The sequence below is a fragment of the Paenirhodobacter sp. genome, assembly GCF_050177655.1.
In the GTDB taxonomy this organism is placed as follows: Bacteria; Pseudomonadota; Alphaproteobacteria; order Rhodobacterales; family Rhodobacteraceae; genus Rhodobacter.
In genome coordinates, this window is the sequence record NZ_JBFXGV010000030.1 from 24,620 (window position 1) to 40,766 (window position 16,147).

General features: G+C 69.4%; 15 protein-coding genes and 1 riboswitch. Of the genes, 12 read left to right on the plus strand and 3 right to left on the minus strand.

The annotated features are described in order from the left end of the window. Positions 1-25: 25 nt before the first annotated feature. The 7 genes from AB7U46_RS11580 to AB7U46_RS11610 all read left to right on the plus strand — a co-directional run bounded on the left by AB7U46_RS11580 (position 26) and on the right by AB7U46_RS11610 (position 7,462). Positions 26-1,264 carry an urea ABC transporter substrate-binding protein gene (locus tag AB7U46_RS11580; RefSeq protein ID WP_428337130.1) on the plus strand — a complete coding sequence of 413 codons (1,239 nt, stop codon included), beginning with the start codon at positions 26-28 and terminating at the stop codon, positions 1,262-1,264. Positions 1,265-1,346: 82 nt separating this feature from the next. Next, on the plus strand, positions 1,347-2,219 hold the full coding sequence (locus AB7U46_RS11585; protein ID WP_428337131.1) for an ABC transporter permease subunit: 873 nt from the start codon (positions 1,347-1,349) through the stop codon (positions 2,217-2,219). 1 nt (position 2,220) lies between these two features. After that, a complete protein-coding gene (locus AB7U46_RS11590) occupies positions 2,221-3,288 on the plus strand; it encodes an ABC transporter permease subunit (protein WP_428337132.1) in 1,068 nt (355 codons plus the stop codon). Positions 3,289-3,290: 2 nt separating this feature from the next. Continuing rightward, the gene (locus AB7U46_RS11595; protein ID WP_428337133.1) at positions 3,291-4,007 is read left to right on the plus strand and encodes an ABC transporter ATP-binding protein; all 717 of its coding nucleotides are present in this window, start codon (positions 3,291-3,293) and stop codon (positions 4,005-4,007) included. Beyond that, positions 4,000-4,713 (plus strand): ABC transporter ATP-binding protein, encoded by a 714-nt coding sequence (locus AB7U46_RS11600; protein WP_428337134.1) that lies wholly within the window; start codon positions 4,000-4,002, stop codon positions 4,711-4,713. The genes AB7U46_RS11595 and AB7U46_RS11600 overlap by 8 nt, the downstream gene beginning before the upstream one ends. Positions 4,714-4,762: 49 nt before the next feature. Beyond that, positions 4,763-5,761, plus strand: coding sequence for an acetamidase/formamidase family protein (locus AB7U46_RS11605; protein ID WP_428337135.1), 999 nt, complete (start codon positions 4,763-4,765; stop codon positions 5,759-5,761). A 171-nt stretch (positions 5,762-5,932) separates the two neighbouring features. Next, positions 5,933-7,462, plus strand: coding sequence for an amidase (locus tag AB7U46_RS11610; protein WP_428337136.1), 1,530 nt, complete (start codon positions 5,933-5,935; stop codon positions 7,460-7,462). A gap of 6 nt (positions 7,463-7,468) precedes the next feature. Here the strand turns inward: AB7U46_RS11610 and AB7U46_RS11615 are convergent, their stop codons facing one another. Continuing rightward, complete coding sequence (locus AB7U46_RS11615; protein WP_428337137.1) at positions 7,469-8,374, minus strand: LysR family transcriptional regulator; 906 nt, start codon at positions 8,372-8,374, stop codon at positions 7,469-7,471. A gap of 100 nt (positions 8,375-8,474) precedes the next feature. Here AB7U46_RS11615 and AB7U46_RS11620 point away from each other — a divergent pair, with 100 nt between their 5' ends. After that, a complete protein-coding gene (locus tag AB7U46_RS11620; RefSeq protein WP_428337138.1) occupies positions 8,475-9,212 on the plus strand; it encodes an SDR family oxidoreductase in 738 nt (245 codons plus the stop codon). 18 nt (positions 9,213-9,230) lie between these two features. On the opposite strand, the gene AB7U46_RS11625 is transcribed toward AB7U46_RS11620, so the two are convergent. Next, positions 9,231-10,679 (minus strand): cobyric acid synthase, encoded by a 1,449-nt coding sequence (locus AB7U46_RS11625; protein WP_428337139.1) that lies wholly within the window; start codon positions 10,677-10,679, stop codon positions 9,231-9,233. Between the two features lie 76 nt (positions 10,680-10,755). Between AB7U46_RS11625 and AB7U46_RS11630 the strand changes: the two genes are divergently transcribed. Further along, positions 10,756-11,859: a DUF4062 domain-containing protein gene (locus AB7U46_RS11630; RefSeq protein WP_428337140.1), complete on the plus strand. Its 1,104-nt coding sequence runs from the start codon at positions 10,756-10,758 to the stop codon at positions 11,857-11,859. On the opposite strand, the gene cobO is transcribed toward AB7U46_RS11630, so the two are convergent. Continuing rightward, a complete protein-coding gene (cobO, locus tag AB7U46_RS11635; protein WP_428337141.1) occupies positions 11,856-12,488 on the minus strand; it encodes a cob(I)yrinic acid a,c-diamide adenosyltransferase in 633 nt (210 codons plus the stop codon). The two genes, AB7U46_RS11630 and cobO, sit on opposite strands and share 4 nt — an antisense overlap. Positions 12,489-12,530: 42 nt before the next feature. After that, positions 12,531-12,741: riboswitch (cobalamin riboswitch) on the plus strand. 93 nt (positions 12,742-12,834) lie between these two features. Here cobO and AB7U46_RS11640 point away from each other — a divergent pair. The 3 genes from AB7U46_RS11640 to AB7U46_RS11650 form a co-directional block, all read left to right on the plus strand. Further along, entirely contained in the window at positions 12,835-13,221 is a 387-nt protein-coding gene (locus tag AB7U46_RS11640; protein ID WP_428337142.1) for a DUF1636 family protein, read from the plus strand. Positions 13,222-13,236: 15 nt separating this feature from the next. Next, the gene (gene cobW, locus AB7U46_RS11645; protein WP_428337143.1) at positions 13,237-14,271 is read left to right on the plus strand and encodes a cobalamin biosynthesis protein CobW; all 1,035 of its coding nucleotides are present in this window, start codon (positions 13,237-13,239) and stop codon (positions 14,269-14,271) included. A gap of 3 nt (positions 14,272-14,274) precedes the next feature. After that, the coding region (locus AB7U46_RS11650) for a cobaltochelatase subunit CobN (protein WP_428337144.1) at positions 14,275-16,147 on the plus strand (1,873 nt) is incomplete at its 3' end.

The following is a 16,147-nucleotide window of genomic DNA, read 5'->3' on the forward strand; positions in this document are numbered from 1 at the left end:
CAACCTCACCAACAAGGAGTTGAAAATGAACGGGAAACTCATCAGCACCGTTTCGGTGCTCGCTACCCTATTGGCTGTCGCCGGCCCGGTCTCGGCCGAAGACAAGGCGCCGATCAAGATCGGTGTGCTCGAAGATCAGTCGGGCGATTTCGCGCTCGCCACGATCGGCAAGGTGCATGGCATCGAGCTCGCCACCAAGGAGATCAACGCCGCCGGCGGCATCGCCGGGCGCCCGATCGAGCTCGTGACCTACGACACCCAGTCGGACAACACGCGCTACCAGGAATTCATGCGCCGCGTGCTGCAGCGCGACAAGGTCGACGTGGTCTTCGCCGGCTTCTCCTCGGCCTCGCGCGAGGCCTATCGCCCGATCGTGAACCAGTTCGACGGGCTCGCCTTCTACAACAACCAGTATGAGGGCGGCGTCTGCGACGCGAACATGATCGTCACCGGTGCGGTGCCCGAACAGCAGTTCTCGACGCTTCTGCCCTATATGATGGAGAAATACGGCAAGAACGTCTACACGATCGCCGCCGACTACAACTTCGGCCAGATCTCTGCCGAATGGGTGCGCAACATCGTCAAGGAAAACGGCGGCACGATGGCGGGCGAGGAGTTCATCCCGCTTGGCGTGTCGCAGTTCTCGCAGACGATCCAGAACATCCAGAAGGCGAAGCCCGATTTCGTGGTGACGCTGCTCGTCGGCACGGCGCAGTCGTCCTATTACGAGCAGGCGGGGGCCGCGAACCTCGGGCTGCCGATGGCCTCCTCGGTCAACGTCGGCCAGGGCTATGAGCACAAGCGCTTCACGCCGCCGAGCCTGAAGGACATGTATGCGACGGTGAACTACGTCGAGGAAGTCGACACGCCCGAAAGCAAGGCCTTCGTCGAGAAGTTCCACGCGATGTTCCCCGACGAGCCCTATATCAACCAGGAGGCCGAGAACTCCTATGCCGCCGTCTATCTTTACAAGGAGATGGTGGAGAAGGCGGGCGGTTCGACCAAGCTCGCCGATGTGCGCGCGACGCTCGCCGACGGCAACCTCTGCTATGACGCGCCCGAGGGCAAGATGTGCATCGACCCGAAGAGCCAGCACACCTCGCACACGATCTACCTCGCCCATGTCAACGCCGATCACTCGATCGAATTCCCGAAGAAATGGGACGACATCAAGCCCTACTGGCTGGGCGATGTCGGCTGCGATCTGACGAAGTCGGACCCGAGCGCGCAATACACGCCCTCGAACCTGCCGCCGAAGCAATAATCCGGCACCGAAGCGGGGCCGCCGCGTGCGGCCCCGCGCTCCCTCTTCCCGAGACGATGGCCTGCACGAAAGGGACGGTCCCATGGAGTTCCTCGCTTCAATTTTCAGCTTCTTCTACCAGTTCGGCGATGCCTTCGCCTTTCTCGTGCTGAGCGCCTGCGGTCTCGCGGTGATCTTCGGCATGATGGGGGTGATCAACCTCGCCCATGGCGAGTTCATCCTTTGCGGCGCCTATGTCTCGACCTCGGTCACCCATATGGGCGTGCCGCTGCCGCTTGCGATCCTCGCCGGATCGCTCGCCGCGGGCCTCGCCGGGATGATCGTCGAGGCGCTGGTGATCCGCCCGCTCTACAAGCGCCCGCTCGACACGATCGTGGCGACCTGGGGGATCTCGATGATCGTCACCCAGGGCACGCTGATCGTGCTCGGCACCACGATGCCGGGCAGCGGCACGCCCTTCGGCAGCTTTGCCGTCGGCGGCTACAGCTATTCCGTCTATCGCGTGGTGCTGATGCTTGCTGCGCTCGCCACCCTCGCCGGGCTCTGGCTGATGTTCACCCGCACCCGCTTCGGCATCCTCGCGCGCGCCACGATCCAGGTGCCGCATGTGGCCGAGGCGCTGGGGGTCAACACCAACCTCGTCTACAGCCTGACCTTCGGCCTTGGCGCCGCGCTCGCGGGGCTTGCGGGCGGGCTTTACGCGCCGACGATGACGCTCGTGCCGACGATGGGCGCGGCCTTCATGGTCGAGGCCTTCGTCACCGTCGTCGTGGGCGGCGCCGATATCTTCCTTGGCACCGCGCCCGCCGCCGTCGTGCTCGGCTTCATCAAGGCCGCGCTGACCTCCTGGCAGGGCCAGCTCGCCGGGCAGATCGGCATGCTCGTCGCCGTCATCATCGTGATCCGCATCCTGCCGCGCGGGATCAGCGGCAAAATCCTGAAAGAAAGGGCCTGACGTGTCCAGCGCATCCCGTTTCTCCGCCTTCCTCAGGCTCGTCGAGGGGCCGCAGACGCTCGGCCGCGGGCCGAAGTTCTGGTCGGGCTTCCTTGTCGTGCTCGTCGCCGCCTGCGTCTATCCGATGTTCGCGGACAGCTATGACGTCGGCAACAACGTCTATTTCTTCAACTGGCTCTTCATGGCGATGGGGCTGAGCCTGATCTGGGGCTATGGCGGCGCGCTGAGCTTCGGGCAGACCGCCTTCTTCGGGGTCGCGGCCTATGCCTATGGCGTGCTCACCATCAACCTCGGCGACGCCTATGGGCTGACGCTGATCTCGCTCCTGCTCGCGGTGGGGCTGAGCGCGCTTTTCGCCGCGGTGCTTGGCTATTTCCTCTTCTTCGGGCGGATCAGCGGGGTGTTTCTCGGCATCGTCACGCTTTCCGTGACGCTGGTGCTCGAGCGCTTCATGGCGCAGACCGCGGGGCCGGAATGGGCGATCGGCGCGGCGCGGCTCAATGGCTTCAACGGCATGGGCGCGATGCCCTCGCTCACGATCCCCTGGCCGGGCGGGGCGGTGGTGCTCTATCCCGACCTGCCGCTCTACTATGTCACGCTCGGGCTCCTGCTCCTCGTCTATCTCGGGCTGCGGATCCTGGTGAACTCGCGCTTCGGCAATGTGCTCGTGGCGATCCGCGAGAACCCGCAGCGCGCCGAGATGCTCGGCTATGACGTGCGCAAGTATCAGCTTGCCGCCTTCGTCATCGGCTCCGCGCTCGCCGGGCTTTCGGGGGTGCTCTACACCTCCTGGGGCAATTACATCACGCCCTCCTCGATGGGGATGACCGCGGCCTCGCTGCCGATCGTCTGGGTCGCCGTCGGCGGGCGCTCCGATCTGACGACGACGCTCGTCGGGGCGCTCGGCGTGCTCGTGGTGTTCCAGGCGCTCACAGTGCATGGCAGCCAATACGCGCTGATCGTGATGGGGGCGCTGCTCGTCGTGACCGTGCTGATCGCGCCGCGCGGCCTCGTCGCCGGGCTCGTAGACCTCGTCGCCCGGCGCAAATCCCGAACGGAAGGAAACTGACGATGGCGCTTCTCGAAACACGCCAGCTCAACAAGCATTTCGGCGGGCTGCATGTCACCGGCAATGTCGATTTCGCGCTCCAGCCCGGCGAGATGCACTGCCTGATCGGGCCGAACGGCGCGGGCAAGAGCACCTTCTTCCGGCTGATCCTGGGCGAGCATCTGCCCGACAGCGGCACCATCCTTTACGACGGCGCCGACATCACCCGGGCGAAATCCTTCGAGCGGATCCGCCGCGGCATCTCGGTCAAGTTCCAGGTGCCCGGCATCTTCAAGGAGCTGAGCGTGCGGCAGAACCTGACGATCGCGCTGCAGCACCACATCGCCCCGCGCGAGCTTGCGGGCGAGATCGACCGACTGCTCGAATTCCTCAAGCTGACGGCCGACCGCGACCAGCTCGCCGGCAATCTCAGCCACGGGCAGAAGCAATGGCTCGAGATCGGGATGGCGATCGCGCTGCGCCCGAAGCTGCTGCTGCTCGACGAACCCACCGCCGGGATGACCCCGGACGAGACCTTCGCCACCGGCGAGATGCTGCAGGATCTCAACCGCGAGGGGATGACGCTGCTCGCCGTCGAGCACGACATGGCCTTCGTGCGGCAGATCGCGCACCAGGTCACGGTGCTGCATTTCGGCAAGATCTTCGCCCAGGGCACGATCGACGAGATTGTCGCCGACGAGCGCGTCGCCGCCATCTATCTGGGAGAAACCGATGCGTAAGGACGTGCTTCTCGATGTGATCGACCTGCGGGCGGGCTACGGCGGCAAGCCGGTGCTCCAGGGCGTCGATTTCCAGATCCGCGAGGGCGAGATCGTCGCGGTGATCGGGCGCAACGGCGTCGGCAAGTCGACGCTGATGAAGACGCTGATCGGCCTGTTGCCGACCGATGCCGGCTCGATCAACCTGCGCGGCGCGGCGCTCGACCAGATGTCGGCGCATAACCGCGCGCGCCAGGGCATCGGCTACGTTCCGCAGGGGCGCGACGTCTTCCCGCGGATGAGCGTGCTCGAGAACCTGCGCGTGGGCGAGAGCATCTCGGGGCATCCGGTCGCCGGCAAGCTGGCCGAGATCTACCGCTATTTCCCGATCCTAGAGGAGCGCGCCGACCAGCGCGCGGGCACGATGTCGGGCGGCCAGCAGCAGCAGCTCGCGATCGGGCGGGTGCTGATGGGCGCGCCCGAGCTGATCCTGCTCGACGAACCCTCCGAGGGGATCCAGCCCAATATCGTGCAGGAGATCGCGCGCATCATGGTCGAACTCAACCGCGAGACCGGCGTCACCGTCGTCCTCGTCGAGCAGAACATCGACATGATCCGCGCGATGGCGCAGCGCTGCTACGTCATGGACAAGGGCCGCATCGTCGCCGAGCTCGACCGCGCCCAGTTGCAAGACCGCGACACGATCCGCCGCTACCTCTCGGTCTAGGCCGGGAGGGGAATTCAACCAATTGAAAACAAACCGGAAAGGATGACCGATGAGCTGGTTTGACGAAACGATCATGGCGCGCAAGGGGGTGGCGAAGGGCAAGGCGCTCGAGAGCCGCACGATCACCGAGGCGGAGCAGGGCAGCTACCCCTATATCTACACCGCCCAGCTCGAGCCGGTGCTGCGCGTCGATCCCGGCACCGTCGTCGCCGCCGAGACCCATGACGCCTTCGAGGGCGCGATCAAGCACGAGACCGATCGCCCGACCGAGATCCTCAATTTCCCCTATCTGAACCCGCAGAACGGGCCGATCTGGGTCAATGGCGCCGAGAAGGGCGACACCCTCGCCGTCTATATCGAAAGCATCGTGCCGCGCGGGCCGCAGCCGCGGGGCACCACCGTCATCATGCCCGAATTCGGCGGGCTCGTGCCCACGGCCGATACCGCGCTGCTCACCGCGGCGCTGCCCGAGGTGGTGCGCAAGCTCGAGATCACCGTCGAGGGCGGCACGAAATGGAACGACAAGATCAGCCTGCCCTATGAGCCCTTCATCGGCACGCTCGGCGTCGCGCCCGCGGCGGAGGCGATCTCCTCGCTGGTGCCGGACTATTACGGCGGCAACATGGACATGCCCGATGTCGCGCCCGGCGCGGTGGTCTACCTGCCGGTGCAGACCGAGGGCGGCTATCTCTTCCTCGGCGACTGCCACGCGGCGCAGGGCGACGGCGAGCTTTGCGGCGTCGCGGTGGAGCATCCGACGGTGACGACGGTGCGCATCGACCTGATCAAGAATTGGTCGATCCGCAGCCCGCGGCTGGAGAACGAGAAGTTCTACATGACGATCGGCACCGCCCGGCCGATGGAAGACGCCGCCCGCGGCGCCTATCGCGAGCTGATCCGCTGGCTCGCCGCCGATTTCGGCTTCGACGAGATCGACGCCTATATGCTGCTCACGCAATGCGGCCGGGTGCGGCTCGGCAATATGGTCGACCCGAAATATTCGATCGGCGCCTCGGTGCTGAAGTCGATCGTCGGCATCGCGAAATGAGGGCCGGGGTGTAACGCCCCGGAACCGATCCCGGGCGGCGACGCCCGGGCCCCCGGGGGCGGGCTCCGGCCCCGCGAGACCTGCCCCCGGGATCCCGTCCCATTCCCCATCGCCCCCGGGCCGCGCCCGGGGCCTGGCGGCGCGCGCTTTGCCGCCCGAAAGGAGCCTGCCATGACCACTTCCCCCGACATTGATCTCGGAGCGCTGAGCATCCGCGCCGTGCGCGACGGGCTCGCCTCCGGCGCCTTCACCGCTGAGGCGCTGACCGAGGCCTGCCTCGCGCAGGTCCGCGCGCTCAACGGCAAATACAACGCGATCATCTTCGAGAACGAAGCCGCGCTCGACACCGCGCGCGAGATCGACCGCAAGCGCGCCGCGGGCGAGGCGCTCGGCCCGCTCGCCGGCGTGCCCGTGGTGGTGAAGGATCCGATGGACATGGCGGGCTTTCCCTCCACCGCGGGCTGGCGGCTGCTTTACTCCGGCACCGGCGGCGTCGATCTGATGCCCGAGCGCGACAGCCCCGTCGTGGCGCGGATGCGCGCCGCCGATGCCGTCATCCTCGGCAAGACCAATGTGCCGATCCTGAGCTGGACCGGCACGCACGCGAATGACAGCTGGGCCGGCCCGACGATCAACCCGGCGATCGAGGATCGCGCCCCGGGCGGCTCGAGCGCGGGCACCGCGGCGGCGGTCGCCACCCATATGGCGGTCGTCGGCCTCGCCGAGGAGACCGGCGGCTCGATCCAGAATCCGGCCTCGGCGCAGGGGCTCGTCGGCATCAAGCCGACGATCGGCCTTGTCCCCAACGCCGGCGTCGTGCCGCTTTCGGGCAACCGCGACGTGGTCGGGCCGATCGCGCGCAGGGTCGAGGATGCGGCGCTTTGCCTCGACGTGCTCGCGGGCTTCACCACCGAGGATCCGAAGACCCTCGCCTCGGTCGACAAGATCCCCGAGGGCGGCTATGCGGCGGGGCTTTCGACCGACGCGCTGAAGGGCAAGCGGCTGGGCCTTTACGGCCCGGGCTGGCGCAAGGATGCGCTTTCGCCCGAGGCGGCGGCGCTTTACGCCCGCGCGAAATCCGAGCTCGAGGCGCTTGGCGCGGTGCTCGTCGAAGACCCGTTCGCCGGCACCGATTTCGCTACGCTGCGCCAAATCACCCCGGGCACGCCCTTCTTCGACGGCCGCGGGCTCGAGTCGATCCCCTATGACATGACGCTGTATCTGCGCCGGCTCGGCCCGGATGCGGCCTTGAAAACATGGGAAGATTTCGTCGCCGCCACCGCCGCCGAAGACCCGCTCGCGCCGGGCGCGATCCTCGGCTATCTCAAGGAACTCCCCGATTTCCTCGAGGCGGAGAAATCCCCGGCGACGCCGCCGGCGCTGCCCGAATTCACCGCGCTGAAGCGCAAATATCTGCGGCTGATCGAGGAGGTCTTCGCGCGCCACCGGCTCGACGCGCTGGTCTATCCGCAGATGCTGCAGGAGCTGCCCGGGCTGCATTCGGGCGATGCGATCCTCGAAACCACGGTGGGCGAGCTGAACATCGCCGGCATCCCCGGCGTCACCATGCCCGCGGGGTATTATGCCTCGGGCGCGCCCTTCGAGCTGATCTTCCTCGGCCGGCAATGGAGCGAGCCGGAGCTGCTCGCCTGCGCCTATGCCTATGAGCAGGGCACGCAGCACCGCAAGCCCGCGGTCTGATCCCGCTCAGCCGCCCGCGCGGGTCTCTGCGCGGGCGAAGACCTGCACCACCCAGTCGATGAACACCCGCACCCGCGGCGAGAGCTGGCGGCTTTGCGGGTAATAGGCCGCGACCGGCATCGGCGCGGGCGGATGCGCGGGCAGGATCTCGACGAGCCGCCCCGCCGCGAGATCGGCCTCGGCGTGATAGCGCGGCAGCTGGATCAGCCCGAGCCCCGCCAGCGCCGCGGCGTGATAGCTTTCCGCCCCCTCGACGGTCAGCGTCACCGGCAGGCTCACCGCGCGCCGCCCCGCGCCCTCGGCAAAGTCGAGCGGCATCACCGCGCCGGTCGCGCTCGAACGAAAACCGACCATCCGGTGCCCCTCGAGCGCGTCGAGCCGCTCCGGCCGACCGTGCCGCGCGAGATAGTCGGGCGCGGCCACCGTCACCTCGGGCAGCAGCGCGACCCGCCGCATCACCAGCGCGCTGTCGGCCGGCGTGCCCGCGCGCAGCAGGCAATCGACCCCTTCGCGCAGCGGATCGACAAGCCGGTCGCCCTCGCTCAGCCGCAGCGCGATCCCGGGATGCGCGGCGAGAAAGCGCGGCAGCTCGGGCATCAGGAAATGCCGCGCGAGCGTGCCGTGCGCCTCGACCTGCAGCACGCCGCGCGGCGCGGCCCCGGCAAAGGCCTCCTCCGCCGCCGCCACCTCGGCGAGGATCGCGCGGCAGCGCTCATAATAGGCGGCGCCGTCGAGCGTCGGCTGCACCCGGCGCGTGCTGCGCGCGAGCAGCGTGACGCCGAGCCGCGCCTCGAGCCGCTTCATCGCATCGGTCGCGGTCGCCCGCGGCAGGCCGAGATCCTCGGCCGCGCGGCTGAAACTGTGCCGCTCGACGATCCGCACGAAAAGCTGCATCGCATCGAGCCTGTCCATGATTGTTCGTCCTTGCCGAATTGTGATGCCGGATTATCGCGGATTATACGGAAATACCTGCGGGTGTATCCCTCTTTCGGCAATCGGACAGGAGAGAGAGATGACCGGCACTGGCAAGACCGCCCTCGTCACCGGGGGCTCGCGCGGGATCGGGGCGGCGATCGCGCGGCGGCTCGGGGCGGAGGGATATGCGGTGGGGGTGGTTTACGCGGGCAGCGCAGCCGCGGCGCAGGAGGTGGTGGCGGCGATCGTCGCGGCGGGCGGCCGGGCGCAGGCGCTGCAGGCCGATCTCGCCGATCCGGCGGCGGTGCCGGCGCTCTTCGCGGCGGCCGAGGCGGCCTTCGGCGGGCTCGATCTGGTGGTGACCAGCGCCGGGGTGATGGAGCTTGCGCCGCTCGCCGCCTCGGACGACGCGATGATCGCGCGGCAGATCGCGGTGAACCTGACCGGCACGATCCTGTGCCTGCGCGAGGCGGCGCGGCGGCTGCGCGACGGCGGGCGGATCGTCACCCTGTCCTCGACCGTGGTCGCGACGCATTTCGAGAGCTACGGCGTCTACACCGCCACCAAGGCCGCGGTGGAGGCGCTCACCCCGATCCTCGCGCGCGAGCTGCGCGGCCGCGCGATCACCGTGAACAGCGTGGCGCCGGGGCCGACCGGCACCGATCTGTTCCTTGCCGGCAAGCCGCCTGAACTGATCGAGAAACTCGCGCAGGCGAACCCGCTCGGCCGGCTCGGCGCGCCCGAGGACATCGCCGATGTGGTGGCCTTCCTCGCCGGGCCGCAGGGCGGCTGGATCAACGGTCAGGTGATCCGCGCGAATGGCGGCATGGCCTGAGCGGGGCAGGGGCCGGGCTCAGCGCGCGAGCGCGAGCAGCCCGGTGACGTCGAGATGCGCCTCGAGGTGATCGGCGAGCCGGTCGAGCACCGCCTCGACCTCGGCGCCGTAACTCAAGGCCCCCGGCGCCTGCCCGAAGCCCGCAAGCCAGGCGCGGCGGAAGCCGTCCTCGGCGAACATCCCGTGCAGGTAGCTGCCGACCACCCGCCCGTCGGCGGAGCGCGCGCCCTCGGGCGTGCCCGCGATCCGTGCGAAGGGGCGGGCGCGGTCGGGCCCGTCGCTGCGCCCGATGTGGATCTCGTAGCCCGAAAGCGCCGCGCCCGTCACCGCATCGGTCGCGCTGACCCGGGTCAGGCGCTTGTCGGCGACCATCTCGGTCTCGATGGCAAGGAGGCCAAGGCCCGGCTCCGCCCCCGGCGCACCCTCGAGCCCCTCGGGGTCGCGGATTACGGTGCCGAGCATCTGGTAGCCGCCGCAGATGCCAAGCACATGGCCGCCGCGGCGCAGATGCGCGGCGAGGTCGATGTCCCAGCCCTGCGCGCGCAGGAAGGCGAGATCGCCGCGCGTCGATTTCGTGCCCGGCACGATCACCAGATCGGTGTCTCCCGGGATCGGCTCGCCCGGGGCAAGCAGGGTCAGATCGACGCCCGGCTCCTGCGCGAGCGGGTCGAGATCGTCGAAATTCGCGATCCGCGAGAGCGCGAGGCAGACCACGCGCAGCCCGGTGCCGCGCGCGTGGCGGGGCAGGTCGAGCGCGTCTTCCGCGGGCAGTTTCGCGGCCTCGGGGAAATAGGGCAGCACGCCGAAACCGCGCCAGCCCGTGCGGTCCGCGATCAGCGCGTAGCCCTCGTCGAAAAGGCTCGGATCACCGCGGAACTTGTTGATCAGAAAGCCGGAAACCATCGCCGCATCGGCCGGGTCGAGCACCGCCTGGGTGCCGATGATCTGCGCGATCACGCCGCCGCGGTCGATGTCGCCGGCAAGCACCACGGGCACATCGGCCGCGCGCGCGAAGCCCATGTTGGCGATGTCGCCGCGGCGCAGGTTGACCTCGGCGGGGCTGCCCGCGCCCTCGACGATCACCAACTCATGCGCGGCGCGCAGCCGCCCGAAACTTTCGAGCACCGCGCCCATCAGCTGCGGCTTGAGATCCCAGTAGTCGCGCGCGCGCGTGGTGGTGCGGCGCCGGCCCTGCACCACCACCTGCGCGCCGGTGTCGGTTTCCGGCTTGAGCAGCACCGGGTTCATGTCGCTCACCGGTTCGAGCCCGCAGGCCAGCGCCTGCAGCGCCTGCGCGCGCCCGATCTCGCCGCCGTCGGCGGTGACCGCGGCATTGTTCGACATGTTCTGCGGCTTGAAGGACGCAACGTCGATGCCCCGCCGCCGCGCCGCCCGGCACAGCCCCGCGACAAGGAGCGACTTGCCGACATTCGAGCCGGTGCCCTGGATCATCAGCGCCCGGGTCATCGGGCTCGCTTGACGCTCATTCGCGCTTCTCCGTAGTGTTTGCCCAGACCTAAGTCACGGGGCCCGGCGCGACCAGATGGAAAAGCGGTATCAGGTTTTCATTTCCTCCACCTTCCAGGATCTGCAGAACGCGCGGCAGGAAGTCTCGCAGGCGCTTTTGCGCGCGGATTGCTTCCCGGCGGGAATGGAACTCTTCCCGGCGACCGACGCGGAGCAGCTCGAGCTCATCAAGACGGTGATCGACGCCTCCGATTATTACATCCTGATCTCGGCGGGGCGCTATGGCTCGATCCATCCCGAGACCGGGCTGAGCTATACCGAGATGGAATACGACTATGCCGTCGAACGGAGAAAGCCGGTGATCCGGCTTTTGCATCGCGATCCGTTCAACAAATTGCAGGGCGAGTACATCGAAGCCAGCGATGCGGGCCGCGCGAAGCTGCGGGCGTTTCGCGACAAGATGACGGCGTCGCGGCTGGTGCGCTACTGGACCGATCCGAAGGAGCTGATGGCGGAAACGGTGTTCGCGCTGCAGGACGTCCAGCGCCGCTTCCCGGCGATCGGCTGGGTGCGCAGCGACGGGATCGCGCGCGAGGAGGCGGAGCTGCAGATCGCCCGGCTGAGCCAGAAGGTGGCCGAGCTGGAACTGCGGAATGCGCAGCTGCCGGAGACGGCGATCGACGTGGTAGAGGTCTTCGCCGATATCGCGGAGGAAACGGCGGTCGAGTTTGGTTATGATGCGCCTTCCGGGGTCTCGGCGTTCCGGACGGAAACCGACGGCGATCTCACGACCGTGTTTTTCCCGACGAAGGATCTGTGCTGGGCGCTGGCGACGGCGATGACGACCAGCTTCATCGACAACGAGATCGTCATCGGCGCGCTCGAGGTTCTCATCGCCCGGGAAACGGGTTCGTGGCCGCGTGAATCTATCTACATCGACGACGAACAGATGGGGTTCCTGCGGGCCTTCGCCTATTTGCGTGAGCGGCGCGTCGCCGAGCCCGAGGTCGTCGCGGGGTTCACCGAGCGGCCGGCCCCTTCGACGCATTCCGCGGTGGGCATGTTGGCACGTTTCGGCTCCAGCGGTCCGACCTTCTCCAAACGCACCACCTGGTCGCTGACCGAGGCGGCCGCGGTCTCGGCGAGCGGCTGGTATCTGCAGATGACGCAGGGGCGCTAGAACTCCACCCCCGGCTGGGCCTTCACCCCCGCGCGGAACGGGTGTTTCACCAGTGTCATCTCGGTCACCAGATCGGCCAGCTCGATCAGCTCGGGCTTCGCATTGCGGCCGGTCAGCACGACATGGGTCATCGGCGGCTTCTCGTCGCGCAGGAAGGCGAGCACCTCCGCCAGATCGAGATGCTCGTAGCGCAGCGCGATGTTGATTTCGTCGAGCAGCACCATCCGGATCGCCGGATCGCGGATCAGCGCCTGCGCCTTTTCCCAGCCGCGCCGGGCCGCCGCGATGTCGCGGTCGCGGTCCTGGGTTTCCCAGGTGAAGCCCTCGCCCATCGTGTGGAACTGGCACAGATCGGCGAAATGCGTCTCGATCAGCGCGCGCTCGCCGCTCTCCATCGCGCCCTTGCCGAACTGCACCACGGCGCAGGGCATGCGGTGTGCGATCGCGCGCAGAATCATCCCGAACCCGGCCGAGCTCTTGCCCTTTCCCGCTCCGGTATGGACGACGATCAGCCCCTTCTCCCCGGTCTTCGTCGCCATCATCTTGTCGCGCGCGGCCTTGATCTTCGCCATTTTCGCGGCGTGGCGGTCGGCTTCGGAGGGCGGCGGGGCAGGCGGCGGGGCGGGCATCGGAACCTCGGTCGTGACGTCTTGACAAGGGGGGGCGCTTTGCCTCAGGTGGGCGGCGCTGGTTCCTGTCTATGACAGGCGAAGAGGGAATGCGACAGGCCTTTGGCCCAAGCGCAGCCGCCCCCGCGACCGTGACCGGAGAGTTTCGCCCATCGCCACTGGCCCCAAAAGGCCGGGAAGGCGGGCGGAGCGCAGGGGCCCCCGGGCCCCGGGATCCGCAAGCCGGGAGACCTGCCAGCACGATGTGTTACGGGCGAACGGGGTGTCTCGCGGCCGGCTTGAGCAGCCTGTCGTCGACGGCTGCGCTTGCCCGATCCCCCCCGCCGCTCCGAGAAGGAGAGCAAGGATGGGCGGGGTGACCCTGACAATCTGCACGACCTGCCGCGCCCGCGGCGGCGCTGTCCCCGATGCGTCGGAGGAGCCCGGTGACGCGCCGCGCCCCGGCGCCGCGCTGCATGCGGCGCTGGCCGCGCGCGATCTGCCCGCGGGGGTGCGGCTGCGCGCGGTCGAATGCCTCTCGGCCTGTGCGCGCGGCTGCACCGCGGCGCTGAGCGGCGGGCCGGAGCGCTGGGCCTATGTCTACGGCGATCTCGACCCCGCGCGCGATCTCGCCGCGCTGCTCGAGGGGGCGGCGCTTTATGCCGCCACGCCCGACGGGCTGATCCCCTGGCGCGCCCGCCCCGCGATCTTTCGCAAGCAATGTGTCGCGCGGCTGCCGCCGCAGCAGGACTGATCGAAGGAGCTCCCGATGTCCGACCTCAAGAAGATCCCCGTCACCGTCATCACCGGCTTTCTCGGCGCCGGCAAGACCACGCTGATCCGCCATCTGATGGCCCATCCCGAGGGGCGCCGGCTGGCGATCCTCGTCAACGAATTCGGCACCGCCGGGGTCGATGGCGCGATCCTGAAGGGCTGCGCCGATGCGAACTGCCCGGCCGAGAGCATCCTCGAGCTGGCGAATGGCTGCCTGTGCTGCACCGTCGCCGACGAGTTCATCCCGGCGATCGAGCGGCTGCTCGCGCTGCCCCACGCCCCCGATCACATCCTGATCGAGACCTCGGGCCTCGCGCTGCCGAAGCCGCTGCTCAAGGCCTTCGACTGGCCGCCGATCCGCTCGCGGGTGACGGTCGACGGGGTGATCGCGCTCGCCGATGCCGAGGCGGTGGCGGCGGGGCTTTTCGCGCCCGATCCCGCGGCGGTGGCGGCCGAGCAGGCGGGCGATGCGGCGGTCGAGCACGAGACCCCGCTGTCCGAGGTTTTCGAGGATCAGATCGCCTGTGCCGACATCGTGCTTCTGACCAAGGCCGATCTCGCCGGGGCGGAGGGGCTGGCCGCGGCGCGCGCGGTGATCGGCGCGGAGAACCCGCGCGGCGTGCCGGTGCTTGCGGTGACCGAGGGCGCGGTCGATCCGCGCGTCGTGCTCGGGCTTTCGGCGGCGGCGGAGGACGATCTTTCGGCGCGGCCCTCGCATCACGACGGGGCGGGCGATCACGACCACGACGATTTCGACTCGGTGGCGATCGCGCTGCCCGAGATCGACGATCCCGCGGCGCTCGGTGCGGCGGTCGAACGGCTCGCGCGCGATCTCGGCATCCTGCGGGTGAAGGGCCATGTCGCGGTGCGCGGCAAGCCGATGCGGCTTCTGGTGCAGGCGGTCGGGGCGCGGGTGCGGATGCAATACGACCGCCCCTGGGGCGTGGGGCCGCGGCAGGGCGCGCTCGTCGCGATCGCCGAAAAGGGCGACGTCGACGCCGCGGCGATCCGCACCGTGCTCGGGGTCTGAGCGGTGCATCTCGTCTTCCGCGAAGGCCACGGGCTCGAGGAGAGCGACGTGCCGCAGGATCTCGGGCAGACGCCCGCGGATCTCGTGGCGCTGTCCTTTTCCGACAGCGATCTCGGCGCTTTCGCGGCGGGCTGGCATCGCGCGCAGGACGCCGGAGCGGGGGGCGCGCTGCCTGCGCTGCGGCTCGCCAATCTCGCGGCGCTGCGCCATCCGCTTTCGGTCGATGTCTATCTCGAGACGGTGGCGGCACAGGCGAAGGGCATCCTCGTGCGGCTGATCGGCGGCGAGAGCTACTGGCCCTATGGGCTGGCGAGCCTGCAGGATCTGGCGCGCCGGCGCGGCATCGCGCTCGCCGTGCTGCCCGCCGACGGGCGCGCGGATCCGCGCCTCGATGCCGCCTCGACGCTGCCGGTCTCGACGCTGCGCCGGTTGCAGGCGCTGTGCGATGCGGGGGGCGCGGTCGCGGCGCAGGCGGCGCTGGCGCAGCTCGCGCTGGCCGCCGGGCTTTACGCCGCGCCGGTCGCCGGGGAAAAGACCCTGCCCGAGGCGGGCTTCTACCGCCCGGGCGCCGGGGTGGTGCCCCCGCCCGAGGCCGCGCCCGAACGCCCGCTCGTGCTCGTCACCTTCTACCGCGCCTATCTCGCGGCGGCCGATCTCGCCCCGGTCGATGCGCTGATCGCCGCGCTCGAGGATCAGGGCTTCGCCGCGTTCGGCGTTTTCGCCCCCTCGCTGAAGGCGCCCGGCGTCGCAAGCTGGCTCGGCGCCCGGATCGCACGGCTGCGCCCGGCGGCGATCGTCAACGCCACCGCCTTTTCCGCCCGCGGCGCCGATGGCGCGCCCGGCCCGCTCGAGGCGGCGGGCTGCCCGGTGTTCCAGGTCGCGCTCGCCACCGCGCCGCGCGCCGCCTGGGAGGTGGGCACGCGGGGCCTCTCGCCCGCCGATCTCGCGATGCATGTCGTGCTCCCCGAGGTCGACGGGCGGATCTTCGCGGGCGTGGCGAGCTTCAAGCAGGCCGCGCCGCGCGACCCCGATCTGCAATTTTCCCGCCTCGTGCATGCGCCCGATCCCGCGCGCATCGCCGCGATCGCCGATCGCGTCGCGGCCTGGCACCGGCTCGCCGCGATCCCGGCCGAGGCGCTGCAGCCGGCCTTCGTGCTCTCGACCTATCCCGGCCGCGACGACCTCGCCGCCCATGCGGTGGGGCTCGATGCGCTCGCCTCGACCGAGGCGATGCTCGCCGATCTCGCGCAGCGCGGCCATGCGGTCGAAGCGCTGACCGGGCTCGCCCCGCGGCTTCTGGCCGCGACGATCCGCTGGCCGCTCGCCGCGTATCGCGCGGCCCTCGCGCGACTGCCGCAAGCCCTGCGCGACGATCTCGCCGCGGCCTGGGGCGCGCCCGAGGACGACCCCGCGGTGCAGGACGGCGCCTTTGCCTTCCGCGCGCTGCGCGCGGGCGCGGCGCTCGTCGCGCTGCAGCCCGAGCGGGGCGATCGCGCCGGTCGCGAGGACAGCTATCACGACCTCTCGCGCACCCCGCGTCACGGCTATGTCGCCTTTTACCTCTGGCTGCGCGGGCAGGCCGATGCGCTCGTCCATGTCGGCGCGCATGGCACGCTCGAATGGCTGCCGGGCAAGGCCGTCGCGCTCTCCGATGCCTGCTGGCCCGAGGCGCTGATCGGCGCGCTGCCGGTGATCTATCCTTTCGTGGTGAACGACCCGGGCGAGGCCGCGCAGGCAAAGCGGCGGATCGGCGCGGTGACGCTTGGCCATCTGCCGCCGCCGCTTGCGCAAAGCGACCTGCCCGAGGAGTTGCGCCCGCTCGAGCAGCTGCTCGACGAATATTCCGGCGCCGAGGGGCTTGACCCGGCGCGGCGCG